The sequence below is a fragment of the Cupriavidus gilardii genome, from assembly GCF_008801915.1.
GTDB lineage: Bacteria > Pseudomonadota > Gammaproteobacteria > Burkholderiales > Burkholderiaceae > Cupriavidus > Cupriavidus gilardii.
The window spans coordinates 1-23,463 of sequence record NZ_VZOV01000017.1 but is presented as its reverse complement, the minus strand read 5'-3'; the positions used below and the strand labels follow the sequence as shown (position 1 = coordinate 23,463).

The window sequence follows — 23,463 nt, the reverse complement described above, 5'->3', positions numbered from 1 at the left end:
TTTCGACTTTCTGCTCGCCAGTTCCTTCCTACGCCACCGCCCCGCGCACCACCCTTGGCCCGACCTCGTTGGCCGCCACCGCCGCGGTGCGCGCCAGCACCGGCACCAGCGCCGCCCCGGTATGGCTGCCCGACGTGCGTGCCAGCACGTCCGGCGGCGCGGCCGCGACGATGGTGCCGCCGCCGTCGCCGCCCTCCGGGCCGAGATCGATGACCCAGTCGGCTTCGGCGATCACGTCGAGGTCGTGCTCGATCACCACCACGCTGTGGCCGCCGTCGACCAGACGGTGCAGCACGCGGATCAGCCTGGCGACGTCGGCCATGTGCAGGCCCACGGTCGGCTCGTCGAGCACGTACAGCGTGTGCGGCGGCTTCTGGCCGCGGCGCGTGATGTCGTCGCGCACCTTGGCCAGTTCGGTGACCAGCTTGATGCGCTGCGCCTCCCCGCCCGACAGCGTCGGCGACGGCTGGCCCAACGTCAGATAGCCTAGGCCCACGTCCTTGAGCAGCTGCAGCGGATGCGCGATGTTCGACTGCGCGGCGAAGAATTCCACCGCTTCGTCGATCTCCATCGTCAGCACCTCGCCGATATTGCGGCCGCGCCAGCTGACCGCCAGCGTCTCCGCATTGAAGCGCTGGCCGTGGCAGACATCGCACAGCACCTTGACGTCCGGCAGGAAGCTCATGCCGATGGTGCGCACGCCCTGGCCCTCGCAGGCCGGGCAGCGGCCGTCGCCGGTGTTGAACGAGAAGCGGGACGCCGTGTAACCGCGGGCCTTCGCTTCCAGCGTCTCGGCGAACAGCCGGCGGATCGCGTCCCAGACGCCGATATAGGTGGCCGGACAGGAGCGCGGCGTCTTGCCGATCGGAGTCTGGTCGACCTCGAGCACGCGATCGATCGCCTCCCAGCCGGTCACCGCCTCGCAGCCCTGCCAGACATGCTGGACGTCGAGCTTCTTCACGCTCACGCCCTTGCTGGCGCCCGCGGCGGGCTCGGCCTGCGCCGACTTGCGCGCGCGGCGCGTGGCCGGCGAGGACAGCACCGAACGGCCGACCGCATCGAGCAGATTGGTCATCAGCACATCGCGCGCCAGCGTGGACTTGCCCGAGCCGCTGACGCCGGTGATGACCACCAGCCGCGACAGCGGCAGGCTGGCGGTGACATTGCGCAGGTTGTGCAGCGTCGCGCCATGCACGGTCAGCCAGCGCTCGGGCACCGCCGTGTCGGCGGCGCTCGCCTTGCCTCGCGCTGGTGCCGTGACCGGCCGGCGCGCCTGCAGCGGATGGACGATCGGCCGGGCCAGGAACTGCCCGGTCAGCGACGACGGCTGCGCCGCCAGATCGGCGACGCCGCCCTGCGCGACCACATGGCCGCCGCGCTTGCCGGCGCCGGGGCCGATGTCGATGATGTGGTCGGCGCGGCGGATCGTGTCCTCGTCGTGCTCGACCACCACCAGCGTGTTGCCCTTGTCGCCGAGCTTGCGCAGCGCGTCGAGCAGGATGCGGTTGTCGCGCGGATGCAGGCCGATGGTCGGTTCGTCCAGCACATAGCAGACGCCCTGCAGATTGCTGCCGAGCTGCGCCGCGAGCCGGATCCGCTGCGCCTCGCCGCCCGACAGGCTGGGTGCGGCGCGGTCCAGGCTCAGATAGCCCAGGCCGACCTCTTCGAGGAACTCGAGCCGGCTGCGGATTTCGCTGACCACGTCGCGCGCGATCTCGGCGTCGCGGCCGCGCAGCGTCAGCTGCTCGATCCACGCGCGGGTCTGCGACACGGTCCACTGCGCGATGTCGACGATCGAGCGGCCGGCGAAGCTGACCGCGCGCGCGGCCGGGTTCAGCCGCGTGCCGTGGCACGAGGGGCAGGCCGCATGGCCGACGCCTTCTGGTTCGATCTCCTCCGACGGCAGCGTCTGCTCGCGGCCGCGTTCGTCGCCGCCGATCACGCTGTCGTCATAGGCGGCGCGCTGTTCGCGCGTCAGCGCCAGGCCGGTGCCGACGCAGCTTTCGCACCAGCCGTGCTTGCTGTTGTACGAGAACATGCGCGGATCGAGCTCGGGATAGCTGGTGCCGCAGGTCGGGCAGGCGCGCTTGGTCGAGAACACCTTGGTCTGGCCGACGCCGTCGCCGTTGTGGCCGTTGCCGAACGCTTCGCGCAGCCCATCGAGCGGTGCCAGCAGGTGCATCACGCCCTTGCCGTGGTCGAGCGCCTGCTCCAGCAGCGTGCGCAGCTCACCCTCGTTGTCGGGCGAGATCACCAGGTCGCCGACCGGCAGCTCGATCGTGTGTTCGCGGAAGCGGTCCAGCCGCGGCCACGGATCGACCGGCAGGAAGGCGCCGTCGACACGCAGATGCGTATGGCCGCGCGCCTTGGCCCACTTGGCGAGATCGGTGTAGACGCCCTTGCGGTTGACCACCAGCGGCGCCAGCAGGCCGACATGCTGGCCGCGGTATTCGCGCAGCAGCTGCGCGACGATCGATTCGGGGCTCTGCGCGCTGACCGGCGTGCCGTCGTGCACGCAGTGCTGCAGGCCGAGCTTGACGTACAGCAGCCGCAGGAAGTGCCAGACCTCGGAGGTGGTCGCCACCGTGCTCTTGCGGCCGCCGCGCGACAGGCGCTGTTCGATCGCGACGGTCGGCGGAATGCCGAACACGGCGTCGACCTCGGGCCGGCCCGCCGGCTGCACGATCGAGCGCGCGTAGGCGTTCAGCGATTCGAGATAGCGGCGCTGGCCCTCGTGGAACAGGATGTCGAAGGCCAGCGTCGACTTGCCCGAACCCGATACGCCGGTCACGACGTTGAACTTGTTGTGCGGGATATCGACGTTCAGCGACTTCAGGTTGTGCTCGTGCGCGTTGACGATGCGCACCACGTTCTCGCCCTGGACCTCGGCCAGCGCGCGCCGCGCGCGGCGGGCCGCCGGCGAGCCGTGCGCCGACTGCAGCCGCAGCGCGTCGTGCTCGGCCTGCGCATCGCTGCGGCCGATCTGGCTTTCGTACTGCAGCAGCGCCGCGCCGGTATGTGACTGGGCGCAGCGCTTGACGTCGTCCGGCGTGCCCGCGCAGACCAGCTGTCCACCGGCGTCGCCGCCTTCCGGGCCGAGATCGATCAGCCAGTCGGCCGCGCGGATCACGTCCAGGTTGTGCTCGATCACGATCAGCGAATGCCCGCCGTCCAGCAGCTTGCCGAAGGCGCGCATCAGCTTGGCGATGTCGTCGAAGTGCAGGCCGGTGGTCGGCTCGTCGAACATGAACAGCCGGCCCTCGCTGGCGTCCGGCGCGACGCGCTTGCGCGCCGCCTGCGCGGTCTCGGCAAGAAAACCGGCCAGCTTCAGGCGCTGCGCCTCGCCGCCCGACAGCGTCGGCACCGGCTGGCCCAGCTTCACGTATTCGAGGCCGACCTCGACGATCGGCTGCAGCACGCGCAGCACCTCGGCATCGGCGGCGAACAGCGCCACCGCCTCGCTGACGGTCAGCTCCAGCACGTCGGCGATGCCCAGCGCCCGGCCGCCGCGTTCGATCTTCACTTCCAGGATTTCGGCGCGATAGCGGCTGCCGTCGCAATCGGGGCAGCGCAGGTAGACGTCGGACAGGAACTGCATCTCGACGTGCTCGAAGCCCGAGCCGCCGCAGGTCGGGCAGCGTCCGTCGCCCGAGTTGAAGCTGAAGGTGCCGGCGGTGTAGCCGCGCTGCTTGGCCAGCGGCGCCCTGGCGAACAGCTTGCGGATCTCGTCGAAGGCGCCGACATAGCTGGCCGGATTCGAGCGCGCGGTCTTGCCGATCGGCGACTGGTCGACGAACACCGCATCGGCGATCTGTTCGGCGCCGACCAGCGCGCGGTGCGCGCCGGGGGCTTCGGTGGCGCGGCCGAAATGACGGGCCAGCGCGGGGTGCAGCACGTCCTGGATCAGTGTCGACTTGCCCGAGCCCGACACGCCGGTCACGCAGACCAGCCGCCGCAGCGGGATCGACACGGTGACGTCCTGCAGGTTGTGTTCGCTGGCGCCTTCGAGCACCAGCCGCGGCGTGGCCTCGTCGACCGGCCGGCGGACCCAGTCCGACGCATCGGCGACGCGGCGCTGGCCGCCGAGGTATTGCCCGGTCAGCGTGCCGGCGTGGCGGATTTCGGCCGGCGTGCCGTCGTAGACGATCTCGCCGCCGCGCTCGCCGGGGCCGGGCCCCATGTCGATCAGGCGGTCGGCGGCCAGCATCACCGACGGATCGTGCTCGACCACCACCAGCGTATTGCCGGCATCGCGCAGCCGCCGCATCGCCTCGACGATCCGGTTCAGGTCTCGCGGATGCAGGCCGATGCTCGGCTCGTCGAGCACGAACAGCGTGTTGACCAGCGAGGTGCCGAGCGCGGTGGTCAGGTTGATCCGCTGCACCTCGCCGCCGGACAGCGTGCGGCTCTGGCGGTCCAGCGTCAGGTAGCCGATGCCGACGTCGCACAGGTACTTCAGGCGCGTGCGCACCTCGGTCAGCAGCAGCTTCAGCGCGTCGTCGAGCAGCACGCTGGGCAGCGTCAGCGTGTCGAAGAAGCGGTGGATCCGTTCGATCGGCAGCAGCATCAGGTCGTGCACGGTCAGGCCGGGCAGGGCCTCGAGCTGCTCGCGCCGCCAGCCGACGCCGCGCGGCATCACGCGGCGGGCCGGGTCGAGCACCGCATCGGCGTTCTCGCGCGAGCCCAGGCGCCACAGCATCGCCTCGGTCTTGAGCCGCGCGCCGCCGCAGGTGTCGCAAAGCGTGTAGCTGCGGTACTTCGACAGCAGCACGCGGATATGCATCTTGTAGGCCTTCGACTCCAGGTAGTCGAAGAAGCGGCGCACGCCGTACCACTGGCTGTTCCACTTGCCGTTCCAGGCGGGATCGCCATCGATGACCCAGTCGCGCTGTTGCTGCGTCAGCTCGGCCCACGGCGTGTCGCGCGGAATGCCGGCGCGCGCCGCGTAGCGCATCAGGTCGTCCTGGCACTCCTTCCAGGCCGGCGTCTGCATCGGCTTGATCGCGCCCTGGCGCAGCGTCTTGCGCCCGTCGGGGATCACCAGGCCGAGATCGACGCCGATCACGCGGCCGAAGCCGCGGCAGGCCTCGCAGGCGCCATAGGCGGAGTTGAACGAGAACAGCGCCGGCTGCGGGTCGGCATAGCGCAGGTCGCTCTCGGGGCAGTGCAGGCCGGTGGAGAAGCGCCAGATCGTCGCTTCGCTGTCTGCTGCTGCTGCTGCTGCGGTGTCGCCCTCGGGCAGCACGTAGATATTGACGCGGCCGGCGCCGCGCTTGAGCGACGACTCGATTGCCTCGACCACGCGCGCCTTGTCGGCGCGCTGCAGCCGGAAGCGGTCGGCCACCACGTCGAGCATCTTGCGCGGGCCGGTCGGCGAGTTGACCACGCGCTGCGCCTGCACCCGGGTATAGCCGCTGACCGACAGCCATTGCGCGATCTCGTCCTCGGTCGCCGATTCCGGCAGTTCGACCGGGAAGGTCACCGCCAGGCGCGGGTCGCCGTCGCGGGTGCGTTCGAGCAGTTCGGCGTAGATCGTCTCGGGGGTGTCGTGGCGTACCGGCAGCGCCGTTTCGCGGTCGAACAGCTGGGCGGCGCGCGCGAACAGCAGCTTCAGGTGGTCGTTCAGCTCCGTCATGGTGCCGACCGTCGAGCGCGAGCTGCGCACCGGATTGGTCTGGTCGATCGCGATCGCCGGCGGCACGCCTTCGACGCGCTCGACCTGGGGCCGGTCCATCCGGTCGAGGAACTGGCGGGCGTAGGCGCTGAACGTCTCGACATAGCGCCGCTGCCCTTCGGCATAGAGGGTATCGAAGACCAGGCTGGATTTGCCGGAGCCGGACGGACCCGTGACCACCGTCATTTCGCCGGTGCGCAGGTCCAGATCGACTTGCTTGAGATTGTGCTGACGCGCGCCGCGGATGCGGATGACGCCGGAAGACATGGGGAGGAATCCTTTCGGTGGGCGCACCGCGCCGGGGAGCCGGGGCGGTGGAAAGTCGGGCGTAAACTTTAGCAAAAGTCCCGCGGACCCGTCCGGATGCCACTCCGACGCCGCCTGGCGGCCCGCCATGGCTTGCCGGGCGTGGGCTTGCGCACCGACTGCCGCCGGTCTCGGGCGCGCCCCTTTGCACAGATTCCGGGTGTTTTCGAGAAGACTCCGCCTGCCGGGCCTCATAGCATGGCCGCGCCGGCGGTGGGCGCGTCCGGTCGAGCGGCATACCGCTCGGCCTCCGGAATTCCGCAGGCAGCCCGGCGGCCGCCGGCCATGACGAGCCATCGGCAGCCACCCGCAGCGATCCGCCAGCCCACCGCCGCCCCTCACGCCGCCAGCCCGCCTCCTCGGCACCCGGCTGGCAATCGGTGCCGCGACCCTGCGCGGCGCCCATCCCAAATGCCAGGAGAACACGCATGGTGCTACCAACCAGGAGTTTCATCGACGCCAAGCCTGCCGGCGCGCCGGGCGGCGCACCGACCGTCGAAGCGGCGGCGGTCGCCGACCTGCATGCGGCCATCGCGCGCGGCGACGCGGCGGCGGTCGATACGCTCGCCGGCGCCCAGCCCGCGCTGTTGCGCTTGCCGGACCCCGGTGGCAATACCGCGCTGCATCGGGCGCTGCTGGCCGGCGGCGAGCTGAAGACGGTCGAAGCGCTGCTGCGGCACGGCGCCGATCCCGCGCTGACCAACGCCGACGGCGATACCGCGCTGCATCTGGCTTTCCGGATCCGGCCGTCCGCGCCGCAGCTGGTGCGTGCGCTGCTGCGCCAGCTCGAGCAGCAGGGCATGCACGCCGCGAAGCTGGCGCTGTCGGCCCGCAATGCCGATCGTCGGCCGCCGGTGGCAGTGGCGCCGCTGGCGGACGGCGGTGCGCTGGCAGGCGACGCGGCACTGACGGCGACCATCGGGGAACTGGTGGCGGACTATCTCGACTGGCTCGCAAGCAGCGGCACCGACGAACTGGCGCACGCCGCCGGCAGCGGCGACATCGGGCAACTGAGGCCGTGGCTGGCGCGCCCCGAATCGTTGTCGCTGCCGCTGTCGCCGCGCGGCCACGGGGCGCTGGCCATCGCCGCCGGACGCGGCCAGCTGGCGGCGATGCGCGAGCTGATCGCGGCGGCGCAGCCGCACGGCGCATGGCTGGTCGACCTGGCTTCCTTCCCGGACGGCGAGACGCCGCTGGCGCGCGCCGCCACCTTCGGCCAGCGCGAGGCCGTGGCGCTGCTGCTTGCGCATGGTGCGGCCGTCGACAGCCGCGACGCCGCGCGCCGCACGCCGCTGATGCGCGCCACGGTCTACGGCCATGCCGACGTGGCGGCGACGCTGCTGGCAGCCGGCGCCGATCCGCGCGCGCGCCAGGCCGAAGGCTGGACGCCGCTGCACTACGCGGCCGCGGCGCTGCATCCGGAGGTGGTGGCGATGCTGGTGATGCATGGCGCCGGCGATGGCATCCAGCAGCGCAACGCCGCGATGCGCACGCCGCTGCTGCTGGCGGTCGGCAGCGACGAGCTGGGGCGGTCCCCCGCCGTACGCGCGCGCACGGTGACCTTGCTGCTGCAGGCCGGCGCCAGCGTCGACGCGGCCGATCAGCATGGCATGACGGCGCTGATGGTTGCCGCACGGTCCGGTGATGCCGGCGTGGTTGGACTGCTGCTCGATGCCGGCGCCAATGCGCAGCTGCGCAATGCGAAGGGGCACACCGCGCTGACGCTGGCGCAGTCCGCGGGACAGCGCGACGTCGCCGCGCTGCTGGCGCCGCGGTCACTAGTCTGAGCGAAGGCCCGACGCGAGCGCCGGGGCCGGGATTCAGCGCAAGGCCGTCGTTGCCGGGGCGGCGGCCCGGCCCTGCGGCGCGCCGTCGGTTTCCGCCTCGGCCTGCCACCAGCCGCCGCCCAGGGCCTGCAGCAGCGCGGCGGAATCCGCCAGACGGTCGGCGCTGGCGCGCGTCAGCGCCAGCGTGGTCTCGCGATGCTGGCGCTGCGCGTCGATCAGCGCCAGCTGGCTGACGCCGCCCAGCCGGTACTGCTCGGTGACGATGGCCAGCGTCGAGGCGGCGCGCCGGGCCGCCTCGGCCCGCGCGCGCAGCGTCGCGGCATCGCTGTGCAGCGCCTGCAGCGCATCGGCGACCTCGCGCAGCCCCTGCAGCACCGCCTGCCGGTGCGCCGCCAGCGCCTGCCGATAGGCCGCCTGCGCGGCGCGTTGCCGCGCCCGCAGCGCGCCGCCGCGAAACACCGGCTGCACCAGTCCCGCGGCGACATTCCAGACATTGAGGTGATCGAACAGATCGCCGCCCGTGCGCGATTGCGTGCCCGCGCTCGCCGACAGCGTCAGGCTCGGATACAGGTTGGCGGTGGCGACGCCGATATCGGCGCTGGCCCGATGCAGCAGCGCCTCGGCCGCGCGGATATCGGGACGCCGCCGCGCCAGCGTCGACGGCAGGCTGACCGGCAAGGCGTCGGGCAGCCGCAGTTCGGCAAGGCGGAATACCGGCACGGCGTCGGCGTCGGCGTTGGCGTTTGCGGTGGCGCCGGCCGGCCCTCGCTCGCTCTCGGCGCCCGGGTCCGCCGCCGCCGCCGGCGGCAATCCGAGATAGACCGCCAACTGATGGCGCGTCGCCGCCAGTTGCCTCGTCAGGCCCGGCAGCAGCGCTTCGGTTTGCGCCAGCTCGCCGCGTTGGCGCTCTGCCTCGACCCTCGCAGTGCCGCCCAGCGCGACCCCTTGTTCGACGATCGCCAGTTGCCGCCGCTGCGCGTCGATCAGCGCCTCGGTGTCTTCGATCTGCGCGCGCAGGCTGGCCTCGCGGATGGCGGCAGTGGCGACATTGGCCGCGAGCGACAGCCGCGCCGCCTCGAGCTCGAAGCGCTGGAAGTCGACCGCCGCGCGCAGGCCTTCGAGTTCGCGCCGCTGCGCGCCGAACAGGTCCAGCACATAGGAGACCCGCACCGACGCGCCGTACAGCGTGAACGGCGGGGGACTGGGAAAGGCGGTGATGCCCATCGATTCGATATTGACCTGCTGGCGGGCGGCGTCGAGCCGCGCATCGATCGCGGGCCACTGCGCGATGCCGGCCGCGGCCGCGTAGTCGTGCTGCGCGCGCTCGAGGCTGGCCTGCGCCTGGGCCAGCGTCGGGCTGTTGGCCAGCGCGGTGCGGATCGCGCCATCGAGCGCGGGGCTGCCGAACAGCGACCACCATTGCGCCGGCACGTCGGCGCCATCGACCAGGCGCTGCGCCTGGCCGTGCGGTGCCGGCGCGGACATCGTCGTCGAAGGCAAGGGCGCGGCGCCATGGCGCGCGCCTTCCGGCGCGGGCGGTGCGACGAAGTCGGGGCCGACCGCGCAGCCGGCCAGCAGTGCGGCGGCGCCGGCCAACGGCGCCAGCCCTTTGCATCGGAACGCGGACAGGGTCATCGCAATCTCCTCGCAGGCATCCAGGTGGGGCGAGCGCATCGGTCGCTCGTCACCGTCGCGGCGGCGGTCATGGCCTCACCGGCCTCAATCGAGCGTCCGGCGGTAGAAGCGCACCGCGATCGCCATCACCACCGCGGTGAACAGCAGCAGCGGCCAGACATTGGGCCAGAGCTCGGCCCAGCCGCTGCCCTTGAGCAGGATGCCGCGGATCATCCGATGGAAGTAGGTCATCGGCAGCAGGTTGCCGATCGCCTGCGCCCACTGCGGCATGCCCTGGAACGGGAACATGAAGCCCGACAGCAGGATGCCGGGCAGGAAGTAGAAGAAGGTCAGCTGCATCGCCTGCAGCTGGTTCTGCGCCAGCGACGACAGCGTGATGCCGACCGTCAGGTTGGCGGCGATGAACAGCAGCGCGGCCAGGTAGACGGCGATCACCGAGCCGACGAAGGGCACGCCGAAGACCCAGCGCGCCGCCAGCAGGATGATGGTGCTCTGGATCAGGCCGATGAAGACATAGGGCACGATCTTGCCGCTCATCACCTCGAGCGGGCGCACCGGCGTGGCGAGCAGGTTTTCCATCGTGCCGCGCTCGCGTTCGCGCGTCATCGCCAAGCCGGTCATCATCACCATCGTCATCGACAGGATCACGCCCATCAGGCCCGGCACGATGTTGTACTGGGTCAACCCCTCGGGGTTGTAGAGCCGGTGCACCTGCACGTCGAAGGCGGGCTTGCCGCCGGCGAGCGGAGCCAGCGGGCCCTTCAGGTCCTTGTCGGCGACCGCGACCGGCATCTGCGACAGCGCCGCCAGCGCGGCGCCGGTCGCCGACGGATCGGTGGCGTCGGCCTCGACCAGCACCGCGGGCCGCTCGCCGCGCAGCAGCCGGCGCGTGAAGTCGGGCGGAATGGTGACGACGAACTGCAGCTCGCCGCGCATCAGCGCCTCGCGCCCCGCGGCCTCGTCGGGCAGCGTGCCGACCACGCGGAAATAGCGCGAAGCCTGCATGCTGGCGACCAGCGAGCGGGTGAATTCGCTGTGGTCCGCGGCGATCACGCCGGTCGGCAGCTGGCGCGGATCGGTATTGATGGCGAAGCCGAACAGCAGCAGCTGCAGCACCGGCAGCCCGACGATCATGCCGAAGGTCACGCGGTCTCGGCGCAGCTGCAGGAACTCCTTCAGCACGATGCTCCACCAGCGCCGCAGCGAGAAGCCGAGGCGCTCGTCGCCGGCGCGCCGTTCGCCTTTCACATGGCCTCTCGCATCGCCGCTCGCATCGGCCCTTGCATCGCCACTCACGGTCCGGCCCTCCGCGTAGGGCCGGCGGCCCTCTCACCGGCGCGCAGCTTGTTGTCGGCCCGCATGTTGTCGTCCGCCCGGTTCATCATGTGGATGAACACGTCCTCCAGGCTGGTGTCCACCGGCGCGATCCGATGCCGGCCCTCGCCGGCCAGCCGCCGCAGCGTGGCTTCCAGCGCCGAGGCGTCGCGGCCGGTCACGTGCAGCGCGTTGCCGAACACGACGGTCTGCTCGACGGCCGGCTCGTCGGCGAGCCGGCGCGACAGCGCGTTCAGGTCGCCGCCTTCGACCGACCACGTCGACAGGCCCTGCGCCGCGACCACCTGCTCGGCGGTGCCCTGCGCCAGCAACTTGCCGTAGGCGATATAGGCCAGCTTGTGGCAGCGCTCGGCCTCGTCCATGTAGTGCGTGCTGACCAGCACCGAGATGCCGTGGGCGGCGAGCCGATGCAGCTGCTCCCAGAAATCGCGGCGCGCCTTCGGATCGACGCCGGCGGTCGGCTCGTCGAGCAGCAGCAGCTCGGGTTCGTGCAGCAGGCAGGCGGCCAGCGCCAGCCGCTGCTTCCAGCCGCCCGACAGCGCGCCGGCGAGCTGGCGCGCGCGGCTGGCCAGCCCCAGTCCGTCCAGCGCCCGCTCGACCGCCGCCTTGCGATCGGGCACGCCGTAGACGCGCGCGACGAAGTCGAGGTTCTCGCGGATCGACAGGTCTTCCCAGTACGAGAATTTCTGCGTCATATAGCCGACGCGGCGCTTGATCTGCGCGCTGTCGCGCAGGATATCGAAGCCCAGGCAGGTGCCATGGCCGGCGTCGGGCGTCAGCAGCCCGCACATCATGCGGATCGACGTGGTCTTGCCGCTGCCGTTGGGGCCGAGGAAGCCGAAGATCTCGCCGCGGCGCACCTGCAGCGTCAGGCCGTCGACCACCTGCTTGTCGCCGAAGCGCTTGCCGAGGTCGTGCACGTCGATCGCCAGTTCGGGCGCGCCGCGCTCGGCCGCCGAAGTGCCGGCTGGCACGGTGCCGTTCATCGGCGTGCTCCGCTGGCCGGCGCTGCCGGCGCTGCGCTGCGCCGCGGCCTCGGCCTGCGCCAGTTGCGCGCGGACGGCGTCGATCTCCGGGGGCCGCCGGCCGGTCTGCAGATCGGCGAGCTCGGCCTGCGCGGCGTCGAGCTGGGCCACCGCCTGCGCGCGGGCGGTCGATTCTTCGTCGGTCTCCAGCGCGAACAGCGGCGCGCCGGCGGCGACCTGCTGGCCGCGCTCGACGTTCAGCCGCTCCAGCCGTCCGGCAAACGGCGAGGCGAGATGGACGAACTCGCCTTCGACATAGCCCTGCCAGCGCGCGGGCGGCGGGTCGCCGCAGCCGGACAGCACCAGCGCCGCCGCCAGCGCGCCAGCCCGGGACCGCGCGCTCCATCGCGCTGCCGGAGGCGATGCGGGTGGGTGGCAATCGATCTGCGGTAAGTGAGCGGCGGGCATGGCGGCTGGGTGGGTCGGTGGCGGTCAGCGGCGACCGGCGGAGCGGCCCTTGCGGTGATCGGTGGGCGGCGCCTCGGGGAGCGCAGAAGGGTGGGTAGATGCGTCGGTAGAGGGGCGTTCCGCGGGCCGGATGCCATGCGTCAGCAGCGCGCGCGCATGCGCGACCATGGCGTCGACATCGACGGCATCGGCGCCGGGCAGACGCCGCCAGATGTGGCCGGTCGCTAGCGGCAGCAGCGCCAGCCCGATCACCGAGACCATCAGCAGCGGCGGCGCGAGCGCGGCATCGATGCGGCCGCGCTCGCGCGCGGCGCTCAGCGCGGCGACCACGACGCCCAGCCGCTGCAGGCCGAAGCGCTGCATCACGCGTTCGCGCAGCTGGCCCTCGCCGGTGACGATCTCGCGCACCCACAACGCCGGAAACCACGGCGTGGCGACGGCCGCACGGATCAGCCGCTCGGCAATGCAGGCCAGCAGCGCGGCGGGGCCGGCGGCCATGTCGGCGGCTGCGTCGCCGGCCTTGGCATTGGCACTGCCATTGGCATCATCGGGCCCGGCCGGCGCAAACACGCGGTCGACCAGCGGCCCCAGCCGTTCCTCGGCGACCGCATCGAGCAGGCGGCCGCGGTCGCCGAAGTAGTAGTGGACCAGCGCCGGCGTCACGCCGGCCGGGGCCGCGATGGCCTTGACCTGGGTCGCCGCGATGCCGTGCTCGGCAAACAGCGTGACGGCGGCGTCGAGCAGGCGCTCGCGCTGGTCTTCGGCGGCAAGCGCGCGCCCCGGTCCGCGCGCCGGCGCGCTGCCGAGGCCCTTGACCGCTGCGGCGCTGCGCCCCGGACGCCCAGGGCGGCGCAGCGGGGCGCCTTCCTGCGGTGAAGCGGGCAGGGCGGCAGCGGAAGCGGTGGAGGAGCGGGAGCGGCGGGCGGTCATGGTCGGGATCTCGTTCGCTGGATATTAATTGGCACATTAATTAATTCAAGGCCTGTTACAAAGAAGCCGGCGTTGCGCTGTCGCGCGCACGCCGGCCTGGCCTTGCCTTGCCTTGGGGGTTACTGCCGCGCGTTGCGCCGGTTATCCGGCCACGGCGTGTTGAAGTTGGTGCGGAACGGGTTGATGTCGAGGCCGCCGCGCCGCGTATAGCGGGCATAGACCGCCAGCTTGACCGGCTTGCACTGGCGCAGCACGTCCATGAAGATGCGCTCGACGCACTGCTCGTGGAACTCGTTGTGGTTGCGGAACGAGATCAGATACTTCAGCAGCCCCTCCTGGTCGATCGGCGCGCCGACATAGCGGATCTGCACGCTGCCCCAGTCGGGCTGGCCGGTGACCAGGCAGTTCGACTTCAGCAGATGCGAGACCAGCGTCTCCTCGACCGGCGTCTCTTCCTGGTCGGCGCGCAGCAGCTGTGGCGCCGGCTCGTAGATATCGGTCTCGATATCGAGCCGGTCCAGCAGCAGGCCGTCGAGCTCGCCCATCTGCTGGCGGGCGAAGTCCGGTTCGGCGGTCAGCCGCACCTGCACCGCGCCGCCGGTCGCTTCGGACAGGTCCTGGCGCAGCAGCTGCTGCAGCGCCTCGGGCGATTCGAGCCGGGTCTGGTTGAAGCTGTTCAGGTACAGCTTGAACGATTTCGATTCGATGATGTTCGGCGTGTCGGCCGGAATGATGAAGCTCGCCAGCGCGACCTGGGGCTTGCCCTTCGGATTGAGCCAGGACAGCTCGTAGGCATTCCAGATGTCCACGCCGAAGAACGGCACCGCGCGGCCTTCGGGCAGGCCGATCTCGGCGCGCTTGGGCGCGCGCGGGATCGGAAACAGCAGGCTGGCGTCGTACTCGGTCTTGTAGGCCGAGACTTTGCCCAGCGGCGAATGTTCGGGCACGGTCATGAGGACTCCTGTCGGGTTCCGCGATGCAGAGGTTCGCAAAGGTGCGGGCGGTTCGGCGGCGCGTCGCAGGCCGTCACGCCAGGAACAGCTTGTAGACGGGGTTGTCGGTTTCTTCCCAGTGTAAGTAACCGAGCGTGGCAAGGAAGGCCTTGAATTCGCGCTTCTCGTTCTTCGGCACCTGGATGCCGACCAGGATGTTCGACGTGTCGGCGCCCTGGTTGCGGTAGTGGAACAGGCTGATGTTCCAGTTCGGGCTCATGCTCGACAGGAATTTCATCAGCGCGCCGGGGCGCTCGGGAAATTCGAAGCGGTACAGCAGCTCGTCCTGCGCCAGCGCCGAATGGCCGCCGACCATATAGCGGATGTGCTGCTTGGCCAGTTCGTCGTTCGACAGGTCCAGCGCGGCAAAGCCGTGGCGGCGGAAGGCCGCGGCGATCTTGTCGCTTTCGGCGCGGCTGCCGATCTGCACGCCGACGAAGATATGCGCGAGCTGGTTGTCGGCGATCCGGTAGTTGAACTCGGTCACGTTGCGCGTGCCCAGCTGTTCGCAGAAGCGGCGAAAGCTGCCGCGCTCTTCCGGAATGGTCACCGCGAACACCGCCTCGCGCGCCTCGCCGACCTCGGCACGTTCGGCGACGAAGCGCAGGCGGTCGAAGTTCATGTTGGCGCCCGAGGCGATCGCCACCAGGTTCTTGCCCTTGAGCTTCTCGCGCTCGGCATACGCCTTCAGGCCGGCGACGGCCAGCGCGCCCGAGGGCTCCAGGATGCTGCGCGTGTCCTGGAACACGTCCTTGACGCCGGCGCACAGCGCATCGGTATCGACCAGCACGATCTCGTCGACCAGCTCGCGCGCGATGCGGAAGGTCTCCTTGCCGGCCAGCTTGACCGCGGTGCCGTCCGAGAACAGGCCCACGTCCTTCAGCTCGACGCGCTTGCCGGCGTCGATCGAGCGCTTCATCGCATCGGAATCGACCGTCTGCACGCCGATCACCTTGATCTCGGGGCGCACCGCCTTGATGTACGACGCCACGCCGGCGATCAGGCCGCCGCCGCCGATCGCGACGAACACCGCGTGGATCGGGCCCGGGTGCTGGCGCAGGATTTCCATGGCGACGGTGCCTTGGCCGGCGATCACCTCGGGATCGTCGAACGGATGGATGAAGGTCAGCTTGTGCTTGCGCTGCAGTTCGGCGGCGTGCTGGTAGGCGTCGCTGTACGATTCGCCGTGCAGCACCACCTGCACCCACTTGCCGCCGTGCTTGCGCACCGCGTCGATCTTGACCTGCGGCGTGGTCACCGGCATCGCGATGATGGCCTTGCATTCCATCCGCGCGGCGGCCAGCGCGACGCCCTGCGCGTGGTTGCCCGCGGAGGCGGCGATCACGCCGCGCTTCAGTTCGTCGGCGGTCAGCGAGGCCATCTTGTTGTAGGCGCCGCGCAGCTTGAACGAGAACACCGGCTGGGTGTCCTCGCGCTTGAACCAGACCCCGTTGCCGATTCGCGCCGACAGTTCGCGGGCGTAGGTCAGCTCGGTCTCCTGCGCCACGTCGTACACCTTGGCGGTCAGGATCTTCTTCAGGTAGTCGGGTTTGCTGGCTGTCTTGCGGGTCATGTCGACGACCGGCGCGGGGCCGGATTGGATGGACGGAAGAAGGCGAAGGGCCGGCGCCGCGAAGCGGGGCGCAGGGGGCGGCTCGGGGTCGCGGCGCGTCATGTCCGCGCCGCCCTGGGCATCGGCCCTGGCATTCGGGAAACCGCTAATGATAAAGGATCGGGCGGCGCCGGGTCCGCATGGCCCATGGTGGCGGAAGACGATGCACGCCACGCGGGCGTGTCGCACCGCCGCAGTGCAGCCGGCGGCCTGGCGGGTGCGCTGGTGACGCATCCGCCTTGTAGGACGCCGCCCGGTGGACGCTCGTCAAGCTATCGTGATACGGTGTGCAGCGATGTCATCCCTTCCGCTGATCGATCCCGATAACGCGCTATTCCTCGACTTCGACGGCACGCTGGCCGACCTGGCGCCACGCCCGGAGCTCGTGCAGGTCGAGGCGGGACTGGTGGGAACGCTGCGCACGCTGCACCGGCAGCTGAGCGGCGCGGTCGCGATCGTATCGGGGCGCACCATCGCCGAACTCGACGCCTTTCTTGCGCCGCTGCAACTGCCCACGGCAGGCGTGCACGGCGCCGAACTGCGCGACGCCGAGGGCCGGCGGCTCGAGGTCCCGGCCCCTGATCTGGACCGGCTGCACCGCCGGCTCGAGGATTTTGCCCAGGCCCATCCCGGGCTGCGGCTCGAGCGCAAGCCGATGGCGCTGGCGGTGCATTACCGCGCGGCGCCCGAACTCGAAATGCTGGTGCGCGAGCAGGTCGCCCAGGCGCTGGGCGATGTCAGCGGACTGGAAATGCTCCACGGCAAGATGGTGGTCGAGGTCAAGCCGGCCGGTGTCACCAAGGGCAGTGCGGTCGAACTGATCATGCGCTCGCCGCCGTTTGCGGGCCGCATGCCGATCTTCGCCGGCGACGACGTGACCGACGAGGATGGCTTCGCGATGGTCGCCCATCTGGGCGGGGTCGGCGTGCTGGTCGGCCAGCGGCAGAGCGCCGCCACCGTCAGCGTGCCGGCGCCGGCGGACCTGCGCGCCTGGCTGCATCGCAGCGCCAGGGCGCTCGAAAGCGGCCGGGCCGGCACGGCGCCGGCCCCGCATGCCGCCGCGAGCGGTCGCGACACCGGCACCGATACACCGTCCGGCACTACGTCCGAGAGCACGTCCGGCATCTCGTCCGAGACCACGCCCGTCGCCGCGGCCGCCGCAGGCCCGTCCGGCACCGGCGCCAATCCATCCGCGTCCACCACCTCATCCTGACAAGGGGGAAGTTCGTGAGTCAGCCCGAATCCGGCGTAGCGCGCAACCGCGCCGACGAGATCAACAGCGACGGCACACAGCAGGGCGGGCGATATTGCCCGCCTTCGCTATCGCTGGGCATGATCGGCAATTGCGCGTTCTCCGCGCTGGTCGACTCGCGCGGCCGCATCGTCTGGTGCTGCCTGCCGCGCTTCGATGGCGATCCTGTCTTCAACGCGCTGCTCGACCCCAGCGAGAACGCAGGCCATTTCTCGATCGAGATCGAGGACTTCGCCGAGTCGCGCCAATGGTACGAGCCGAACACCGCGGTGCTGCGCACGCGGCTGACCGACCGCCACGGCAACTGCCTGGAAATCACCGATTTCGCGCCGCGCTTTTTCCGCCTCGGCCGCTATTTCCGCCCGCTGACGCTGGTGCGGCGGATCCGCCCGGTCAAGGGCGCGCCGCGCGTGCGCGTCTCGATCGCGCCGCGCTTCAACTGGGGCCGCACGAAGCCGCAGACCTCGCGCGGCAGCAGCCATGTCCGCTTCATCGGCGACGACATGACGCTGCGGATGACCACCGACGCGCCGCTGACTTATGTGATGGCCAACACGCCGTTCCTGGTCACGCAGGGCATGAACTTCATCCTCGGCCCCGACGAGACGCTGCAACATGGCGTCGACGAGACCGCGCGCGACTTCGAGCAGGAGACCATCTCGTACTGGAAGCTGTGGACGCGCCGGCTGGCGGTGCCGCGCGAATGGCAGGACGCGGTGATCCGCGCCGCCATCACGCTGAAGATGTCGCTGTACGAGGAGACCGGCGCGATCGTCGCCGCGATGACGACCAGCATTCCGGAAGCGCCGCACAGCGGCCGCAACTGGGACTATCGCTTCTGCTGGCTGCGCGATGCCTTCTTCGTGATCCGCGCGCTGAACAGCCTGTCCGAAGTCGGCACGATGGAAGACTATCTGCGCTGGATGTCCAATGTGGTGATGCAGTCCAAGGACGGCCATATCCAGCCGCTGTACGGCATCGGCCTCGAACGCGAGCTGCCCGAGAGCGTGCTCGACCATGTCGCGGGCTACCGCGGCATGGGTCCGGTGCGGGTCGGCAACCAGGCGCAGGAACACTTCCAGCACGACGTCTACGGCAATGTGGTGCTCGGCGCCGCGCAGGCCTTCCACGACCACCGGCTGCTGCATCGCGGCGGCCCCGCCGAATACCGCGTGCTGGAGCAGGTCGGCGAGCAGGCGGTGCGCGTGTTCGGCACGCCCGATGCCGGCATGTGGGAGCTGCGCACCCGCGCAAGGGTGCATACGTCATCGGCGCTGATGAGCTGGGCCGCCTGCGACCGGCTCGCCAAGATCGGCGACAAGCTGCAGCTGCCGTCGCGCGCGGCCTACTGGCGCAAGCATGCGGAAACGATGCGCGAGCGCATCCTGCGCGAGTCGTGGAGCGAGGAACGCCAGGCCTTCGCCGAGAGCTTCGGCGGGCGCGAGCTCGACGCCAGCGTGCTGCTGATGGCCGAGGTCGGCTTCATCGATCCGCGCGACGCACGCTTCGTCGCGACGATCGAACGGCTGGAAGAGGTGCTGTGCGATGGTCCGTACATGCGCCGCTACGAGGCGCCGGACGACTTCGGCAAGCCCGAGACCGCCTTCAATATCTGCACCTTCTGGCGGATCGATGCGCTGGCGCGTATCGGCCGCAAGGAACAGGCACGCGAGATCTTCGAGGCGATGCTGGCCGCGCGCAATCCGCTCGGCCTGCTGTCCGAAGACACGCATCCGGTCACCGGCGAGATGTGGGGCAATTTCCCGCAGACCTATTCGATGGTCGGCCTGATCAACGGCGCGATGCGCCTGTCGTCGCCATGGGACGCGGTGATCTGAGCCGGCCCCGATTCACCGGGAGGCGCGCGCCGGCGCGCCGCCACACAGGAGGCCTATGTCAAGACTGGTAGCGGTATCCAACCGCGTCGCCGACCCCCGCAATGCCGCCGCCGGCGGACTGGCGGTGGCGCTCGGCGAAACGCTGAATGCCACCGGCGGGCTGTGGTTCGGCTGGAGCGGCCGGGTCGTCGAGACCGCGCAGGGTGGCACGCCCGGAGAAGGCGAACTGCATCTGCAGCATGCCGGCGACGTGACGCTGGCCACGGTCGACCTGAGCCGCGAGGACCACGACGCCTACTACCTCGGCTACAGCAATGGCGTGCTGTGGCCGGTGTTCCACTACCGCGTCGATCTGGCCGATTTCGACGCCGGCCATCTGAACGTCTACCGCCGCGTCAACCAGCTGTTCGCACGCAAGCTGGCGCCGCTGCTGCGGCCGGACGACATGATCTGGATCCACGACTATCACCTGATTCCGCTGGCGGCGGAACTGCGGGCGATGGGATGCGGCCAGCGCATCGGCTTCTTCCTGCATATCCCGCTGCCGCCGCCGCCGATCCTGACGACGATCCCGCAGCACGAATGGCTGATGCGCGCGCTGTTCGCCTATGACCTGATCGGCTTCCAGAGCCAGGCCGACCTCGAGCACTTTGCGCGCTACGCGCAGTCCGAGGCGGGCGCCGAGCCGATGGGCGATCACCGCTACCGCGCCTTCCATCGCACCGTGCGGGCGCAGGCGTTTCCGATCGGCATCGACGTCGACGAGTTCGTGTCGCTGGGCAAGGGCCACGAGGCGCAGGAAACCTACGAGATGATGATGGGCCAGTACGCGCGCCGGCGGCTGCTGCTCGGTGTGGACCGGATGGACTATTCGAAGGGGCTGCCGGAGCGGTTGAAGGCGTTCCAGGCGCTGCTGGCGCAGTATCCCGAGAACCGTTCGAGCGCCACGCTGATCCAGATCGCCGCGCCGTCGCGCGAATCGGTCGACGCCTATGCCGATCTGCGGCGCCAGCTCGAAGGCATGTCGGGGGCGATCAACGGCGAGTACGGCGAACTGGACTGGATGCCGATCCGCTATATCCACCGCACCACGTCGCGCCGCCGCCTGCCGGGACTGTGCCGCGCGGCGCGCGTCGCGCTGGTGACGCCGCTGCGCGACGGCATGAACCTGGTCGCCAAGGAATATATCGCCGCGCAGGACCCGGACGATCCCGGCGTACTGGTGCTGTCGCGCTTTGCCGGCGCCGCCGAGCAGCTGAAGGAAGCGCTGCTGGTCAATCCCTACGATATCCAGGGCACCGCGCAGGCGATCCAGCAGGCGCTGCACATGCCGCTGGCCGAGCGGCAGAGCCGGCATCAGAAGCTGCTCGAGAACATCCGCGCCCAGGACGTGCACTGGTGGAGCCGCGAATACCTCCGGAGTCTGGCGGAGAGCGATCAGGGGTGATCGAGGGAAACCGCCTCCCTCTCCCCAGCCCTCTGCCCCTGAGGGGGAGAGGGAGAACCCAATAGGGAAGCGGGCGGCGAGCGGGATTTTCTCCCCTCTCCCGCTCGCGGGAGAGGGGTCGGGGGAGAGGGCAGGCGGCGCGCGTTCAGCCGCCGCCAGTCAATGCAGATCCTCTGGCGTATCGATATCCCGGAACGCGCCGTCGTGATCGGTCAGGATGCGCGTTACCGCCCGGCCCTGCAGCAGCGCGCGGGCGCCCTCGTCGCCGTCCAGCCGCAGCAGCGCGTCGCGCCAGGCGGGGCCGAATGCCACCGGGTGGCCGCGCCGGCCGTCGCGCCACGGCGCGGCGATCGCTTCGGCGCTGGCCTCCGGCGTGACGATGCTCAGCGCCACCGCGCGCGCCAGTTCGACCGGCAGCCACGGCATGTCGGCCAGCGCCACCAGCCATCCGCGTGCGTCCGCGCGGGCCTCTACCGCCGCCGCCAGCGCCGCGCCCATGCCGGCCTCGGCGCGCGCGCAGGCCAGCACCGTGCAGCCGCCCTCGCTCAATTCCCGTTCCAGCTGCGGCTGTCCCGGCCGCACCACGGCGATCGCGCCGGGCAACGCGGTGGCCAGCGTGCGGGCGCTGTGCCACGCCACGGTGCGCCCGTCCGGCAGCGTCTGCAGCAGCTTGTTGCGCGCGCCGCTTGAATCGAAGCGGCGGCCGAAGCCGGCCGCCAGCAGGATGCCGGCCGGCAGATCCGAGTCGATCAGCGGCCCGGACTGCATGCGCTGGCCTCGTTGGCCGCGAGTTCGCGCGCGGCCTTGGCGCCCTCGACCTGCAGGATGTCGGGCAGCGACACGTGGTTCTTCGCCGCGACCACCTCGGCCAGGATCGAGATCGCGATCTCCGGCGGCGTGCGGCTGCCGATATAGATGCCGACCGGCCCATGCAGCCGCGCCAGCTGCGCGTCGTTCAGATCGAATTCCTTGAGCCGCTCGCGCCGCGCCTGGTTGTTGCGGCGCGAGCCCAGCGCGCCGACATAGAACGCGCGCGTGCGCAGCGCCTCCATCAGCGCGAGGTCGTCGAGCTTCGGATCATGCGTCAGCGCGATCACCGCGCAGCGCTCGTCCAGCTTCATCTCGATCACGGTGTCGTCCGGCATGGTGTGCACCATCGTGACGCCGGGAATGTCCCAGGTCTCGGTGTATTCCTCGCGCGGATCGCAGACCGTGACCTGGAAGCCCAGGCCGACCGCGATCTGGCACAGGTACTTCGACAGCTGGCCGGCGCCGATCACCAGCATCCGGTATCGCGGGCCATGGATGGTGGCCAGCGTGCGGCCGTCGAAGCTCAGGCCGTCGGTGGCCTCGGCCGGGCCCAGCGTGGCCTTGCCGGTCGCCATGTCGAGCGTGCGGGTCACCAGCCGGCCGTTCTCGACGGCGTCCAGCAGCTCGGCCAGGCCGCTGTCGGCCGTCACCGGTTCGGCCACCAGTTCGATGGTGCCGCCGCACGGCAGGCCGAAGCGGTGCGCCTCCTCGGCGCTGATGCCGTACTTGATCGCCTCCGGCGTACGGGCCGCGATGCCCTCGCGCCGGACGCGGTCGATGATGTCGTCCTCGATGCAGCCGCCCGACACCGAGCCGACCACCAGCCCGTCGTCGCGCACCGCCAGCATCGCGCCCTCGGGGCGGGGCGACGAGCCCCAGGTCCTGACTACCGTGACCAGCAGCGTGCGGTGGCCTTCGGCGGTCCACCGCACGCTGCTTTTCAGGACTTCGAGATCCACGCTGTCCATGATCGCTTCCGTTTCGTTTGTTCGCCTTCGGCCGAATCGGCCGCAGAAGGTTCATCCACCGGCGACGCGCCGCCGCTGACCGCCTCGCAGAAGCGCGTGAAGAAGGTGTCCGCCATCTTGCGGGCGGCACCATCGACCAGCCGCGAGCCGATCTGTGCGATCTTGCCGCCGACCTGCGCCTGCACCGTGTAAGACAGCACCGTCTCGTCGCCGTCCGGGTCCAGCCGCACCTTCGCGGTGCCCTTGCCGAAGCCGGCCGCGCCGCCCTGGCCATCGAACGCGATGGTATAGCTGTCCGGCGCCTGGATGTCCTGCAGCGCCATCCGGCCCTTGAACTTCGCCTTCACCGGCCCGACCGCGGCGGTCATGCTCAGCAGGTAGGCGTTGTCGCCGTCGGGCTCGATACTCTCACATCCCGGAATGCAATGCTGGAGCAGGGCCGTGTCGTTCAACGCCTCCCAGGCGACCTGCTGCGGCACCGGCAGCCGGTGGGTTTGGGTCATTTCCATGGTGCGGGGTTCTCCTTGTCGTTGTTGGCCCGGCGCGCCGATGGCGCCGCGAGCAGCGATTCCAGCGCGAACAGGCTGGCCAGGTTGTGGGCGGGACGCAGCGCGTCGACATGCGGCAGGATCGCCTGCACGCCGCGCGCCTGCGGCGTGAAGCCCGCGTAGCGCAGCAGCGGATTGAGCCAGACGATGCGATGGGCGAAGCGCCGCAGGCGCGCCATTTCGCCGCCGAGCAGGTCGATCCGTTCGTGATCGAGGCCGTCGGTGACCAGCAGCACGGTGGCGCGGCCGCCCAGCGTGCGGCGCGCCCACTGGCGATTGAAGGTCGACAGCGCGGCGCCGATGCGCGTGCCGCCGGCCCAGTCGCGCACCTGCTGCGCGATCGTTTCAACGGCATCGTCGGGATCGCGCTCGCGCAGCGCCCGGCTGATATTGGTCAGCCGCGTGCCGAACAGGAACACCGACAGGCGCTCGCGCGATTGCATCAAGGCATGACAGAAGTACAGCACCGCGCGCGAATACTGGCTCATCGATCCCGAGATATCGAGCAGCAGCACCAGCGGCGGGCGCCGCTCGGCATGGCGGCGGTATTTCCAGCGCAGCCATTCGCCGTGCTGTCGCACCGCCAGCCGCGCGCTGGCGCGCAGGTCGGCATGGCTGCCGTGGGCGGCCGCGCGCAGGCGGCGCGTGCGCTCGGTCGCCAGATGCGTGCGGCGTGCGCGGATCAGATGCTGCAGCGCGCGCCATTCGTCGGCCGACAGCGTGTCGAAGTCGCGCTGCGCCAGGCGCTCCTGCGCGGAGAAGGTCAGTACCGCGCCGATGCGCTGCTCGGCGGGGGACGCGGGCGGCTTCGCTTGCGCGGCCGGCGGCTCGCGCGCCGCCAGCGCCTCGGCGAGCCGGTTGCTGCGGCGGGGCGGCGGCGCGCCGGCCTCGACGCG

15 protein-coding genes are annotated in these 23,463 nt (G+C 70.7%); 4 read left to right on the top strand and 11 right to left on the bottom strand.

Going from position 1 to position 23,463, the window contains the following annotated elements; genetic code table 11:
• Positions 1-28: 28 nt before the first annotated feature.
• A complete protein-coding gene (gene uvrA, locus F7Q96_RS18685) occupies positions 29-5,941 on the bottom strand; it encodes an excinuclease ABC subunit UvrA (RefSeq protein ID WP_151023086.1) in 5,913 nt (1,970 codons plus the stop codon).
• Positions 5,942-6,408: 467 nt separating this feature from the next.
• On the opposite strand from uvrA, the gene F7Q96_RS18680 reads away from it, so the two are divergent.
• Complete coding sequence (locus F7Q96_RS18680) at positions 6,409-7,767, top strand: ankyrin repeat domain-containing protein (protein WP_053821056.1); 1,359 nt, start codon at positions 6,409-6,411, stop codon at positions 7,765-7,767.
• Between the two features lie 33 nt (positions 7,768-7,800).
• Here F7Q96_RS18680 and F7Q96_RS18675 read toward each other — a convergent pair whose 3' ends face one another.
• The 6 genes from F7Q96_RS18675 to ilvA form a co-directional block, all read right to left on the bottom strand.
• Positions 7,801-9,402 carry an efflux transporter outer membrane subunit gene (locus F7Q96_RS18675; protein WP_053822974.1) on the bottom strand — a complete coding sequence of 534 codons (1,602 nt, stop codon included), beginning with the start codon at positions 9,400-9,402 and terminating at the stop codon, positions 7,801-7,803.
• 84 nt (positions 9,403-9,486) lie between these two features.
• Positions 9,487-10,650: an ABC transporter permease gene (locus F7Q96_RS18670; RefSeq protein ID WP_053821057.1), complete on the bottom strand. Its 1,164-nt coding sequence runs from the start codon at positions 10,648-10,650 to the stop codon at positions 9,487-9,489.
• 44 nt (positions 10,651-10,694) lie between these two features.
• Positions 10,695-11,723, bottom strand: a complete 1,029-nt coding sequence (locus F7Q96_RS18665) for an ABC transporter ATP-binding protein (protein WP_053821058.1) — start codon at positions 11,721-11,723, stop codon at positions 10,695-10,697.
• A 471-nt stretch (positions 11,724-12,194) separates the two neighbouring features.
• Positions 12,195-13,100: a TetR/AcrR family transcriptional regulator gene (locus F7Q96_RS18660; RefSeq protein WP_151023082.1), complete on the bottom strand. Its 906-nt coding sequence runs from the start codon at positions 13,098-13,100 to the stop codon at positions 12,195-12,197.
• Between the two features lie 119 nt (positions 13,101-13,219).
• Positions 13,220-14,053, bottom strand: a complete 834-nt coding sequence (gene queF, locus F7Q96_RS18655; RefSeq protein ID WP_053821059.1) for an NADPH-dependent 7-cyano-7-deazaguanine reductase QueF — start codon at positions 14,051-14,053, stop codon at positions 13,220-13,222.
• A 73-nt stretch (positions 14,054-14,126) separates the two neighbouring features.
• Entirely contained in the window at positions 14,127-15,665 is a 1,539-nt protein-coding gene (ilvA, locus tag F7Q96_RS18650; protein ID WP_053821060.1) for a threonine ammonia-lyase, biosynthetic, read from the bottom strand.
• Between the two features lie 334 nt (positions 15,666-15,999).
• Between ilvA and otsB the strand changes: the two genes are divergently transcribed.
• The 3 genes from otsB (at position 16,000) to otsA (ending at position 20,241) form a co-directional block, all read left to right on the top strand.
• Positions 16,000-16,917: a trehalose-phosphatase gene (otsB, locus tag F7Q96_RS18645; protein WP_053821061.1), complete on the top strand. Its 918-nt coding sequence runs from the start codon at positions 16,000-16,002 to the stop codon at positions 16,915-16,917.
• Positions 16,918-17,036: 119 nt separating this feature from the next.
• On the top strand, positions 17,037-18,794 hold the full coding sequence (locus tag F7Q96_RS18640) for a glycoside hydrolase family 15 protein (RefSeq protein WP_144425869.1): 1,758 nt from the start codon (positions 17,037-17,039) through the stop codon (positions 18,792-18,794).
• A 55-nt stretch (positions 18,795-18,849) separates the two neighbouring features.
• Positions 18,850-20,241 (top strand): alpha,alpha-trehalose-phosphate synthase (UDP-forming), encoded by a 1,392-nt coding sequence (gene otsA / locus F7Q96_RS18635; protein WP_006578994.1) that lies wholly within the window; start codon positions 18,850-18,852, stop codon positions 20,239-20,241.
• 159 nt (positions 20,242-20,400) lie between these two features.
• Here the strand turns inward: otsA and F7Q96_RS18630 are convergent, their stop codons facing one another.
• The 4 genes from F7Q96_RS18630 to F7Q96_RS18615 form a co-directional block, all read right to left on the bottom strand.
• Positions 20,401-21,009: a nucleotidyltransferase family protein gene (locus tag F7Q96_RS18630; protein ID WP_053821065.1), complete on the bottom strand. Its 609-nt coding sequence runs from the start codon at positions 21,007-21,009 to the stop codon at positions 20,401-20,403.
• Positions 20,991-22,019: an XdhC family protein gene (locus F7Q96_RS18625; RefSeq protein ID WP_053821066.1), complete on the bottom strand. Its 1,029-nt coding sequence runs from the start codon at positions 22,017-22,019 to the stop codon at positions 20,991-20,993. Before F7Q96_RS18625 ends, F7Q96_RS18630 begins: the two co-directional genes overlap by 19 nt.
• Positions 21,992-22,528, bottom strand: coding sequence for a CoxG family protein (locus F7Q96_RS18620; protein WP_053821067.1), 537 nt, complete (start codon positions 22,526-22,528; stop codon positions 21,992-21,994). The genes F7Q96_RS18625 and F7Q96_RS18620 overlap by 28 nt, the downstream gene beginning before the upstream one ends.
• Positions 22,519-23,463: vWA domain-containing protein (locus F7Q96_RS18615; RefSeq protein ID WP_151023080.1), on the bottom strand; the 945-nt coding region annotated here is incomplete at its 5' end. The genes F7Q96_RS18620 and F7Q96_RS18615, both read right to left, overlap by 10 nt.

Bases quoted from the DNA above. Each gene is read 5' to 3' on its own strand.
- uvrA (WP_151023086.1), bottom strand. From the start codon at position 5,941: ATGTCTTCCGGCGTCATCCGCATCCGCGGCGCGCGTCAGCACAATCTC.
- F7Q96_RS18680 (WP_053821056.1), top strand. From the start codon at position 6,409: ATGGTGCTACCAACCAGGAGTTTCATCGACGCCAAGCCTGCCGGCGCG.
- F7Q96_RS18675 (WP_053822974.1), bottom strand. From the start codon at position 9,402: ATGACCCTGTCCGCGTTCCGATGCAAAGGGCTGGCGCCGTTGGCCGGC.
- F7Q96_RS18665 (WP_053821058.1), bottom strand. From the start codon at position 11,723: ATGAACGGCACCGTGCCAGCCGGCACTTCGGCGGCCGAGCGCGGCGCG.
- F7Q96_RS18660 (WP_151023082.1), bottom strand. From the start codon at position 13,100: ATGACCGCCCGCCGCTCCCGCTCCTCCACCGCTTCCGCTGCCGCCCTG.
- queF (WP_053821059.1), bottom strand. From the start codon at position 14,053: ATGACCGTGCCCGAACATTCGCCGCTGGGCAAAGTCTCGGCCTACAAG.
- ilvA (WP_053821060.1), bottom strand. From the start codon at position 15,665: ATGACCCGCAAGACAGCCAGCAAACCCGACTACCTGAAGAAGATCCTG.
- otsB (WP_053821061.1), top strand. From the start codon at position 16,000: ATGTCATCCCTTCCGCTGATCGATCCCGATAACGCGCTATTCCTCGAC.
- F7Q96_RS18640 (WP_144425869.1), top strand. From the start codon at position 17,037: ATGATCGGCAATTGCGCGTTCTCCGCGCTGGTCGACTCGCGCGGCCGC.
- otsA (WP_006578994.1), top strand. From the start codon at position 18,850: ATGTCAAGACTGGTAGCGGTATCCAACCGCGTCGCCGACCCCCGCAAT.
- F7Q96_RS18630 (WP_053821065.1), bottom strand. From the start codon at position 21,009: ATGCAGTCCGGGCCGCTGATCGACTCGGATCTGCCGGCCGGCATCCTG.
- F7Q96_RS18625 (WP_053821066.1), bottom strand. From the start codon at position 22,019: ATGGACAGCGTGGATCTCGAAGTCCTGAAAAGCAGCGTGCGGTGGACC.
- F7Q96_RS18620 (WP_053821067.1), bottom strand. From the start codon at position 22,528: ATGGAAATGACCCAAACCCACCGGCTGCCGGTGCCGCAGCAGGTCGCC.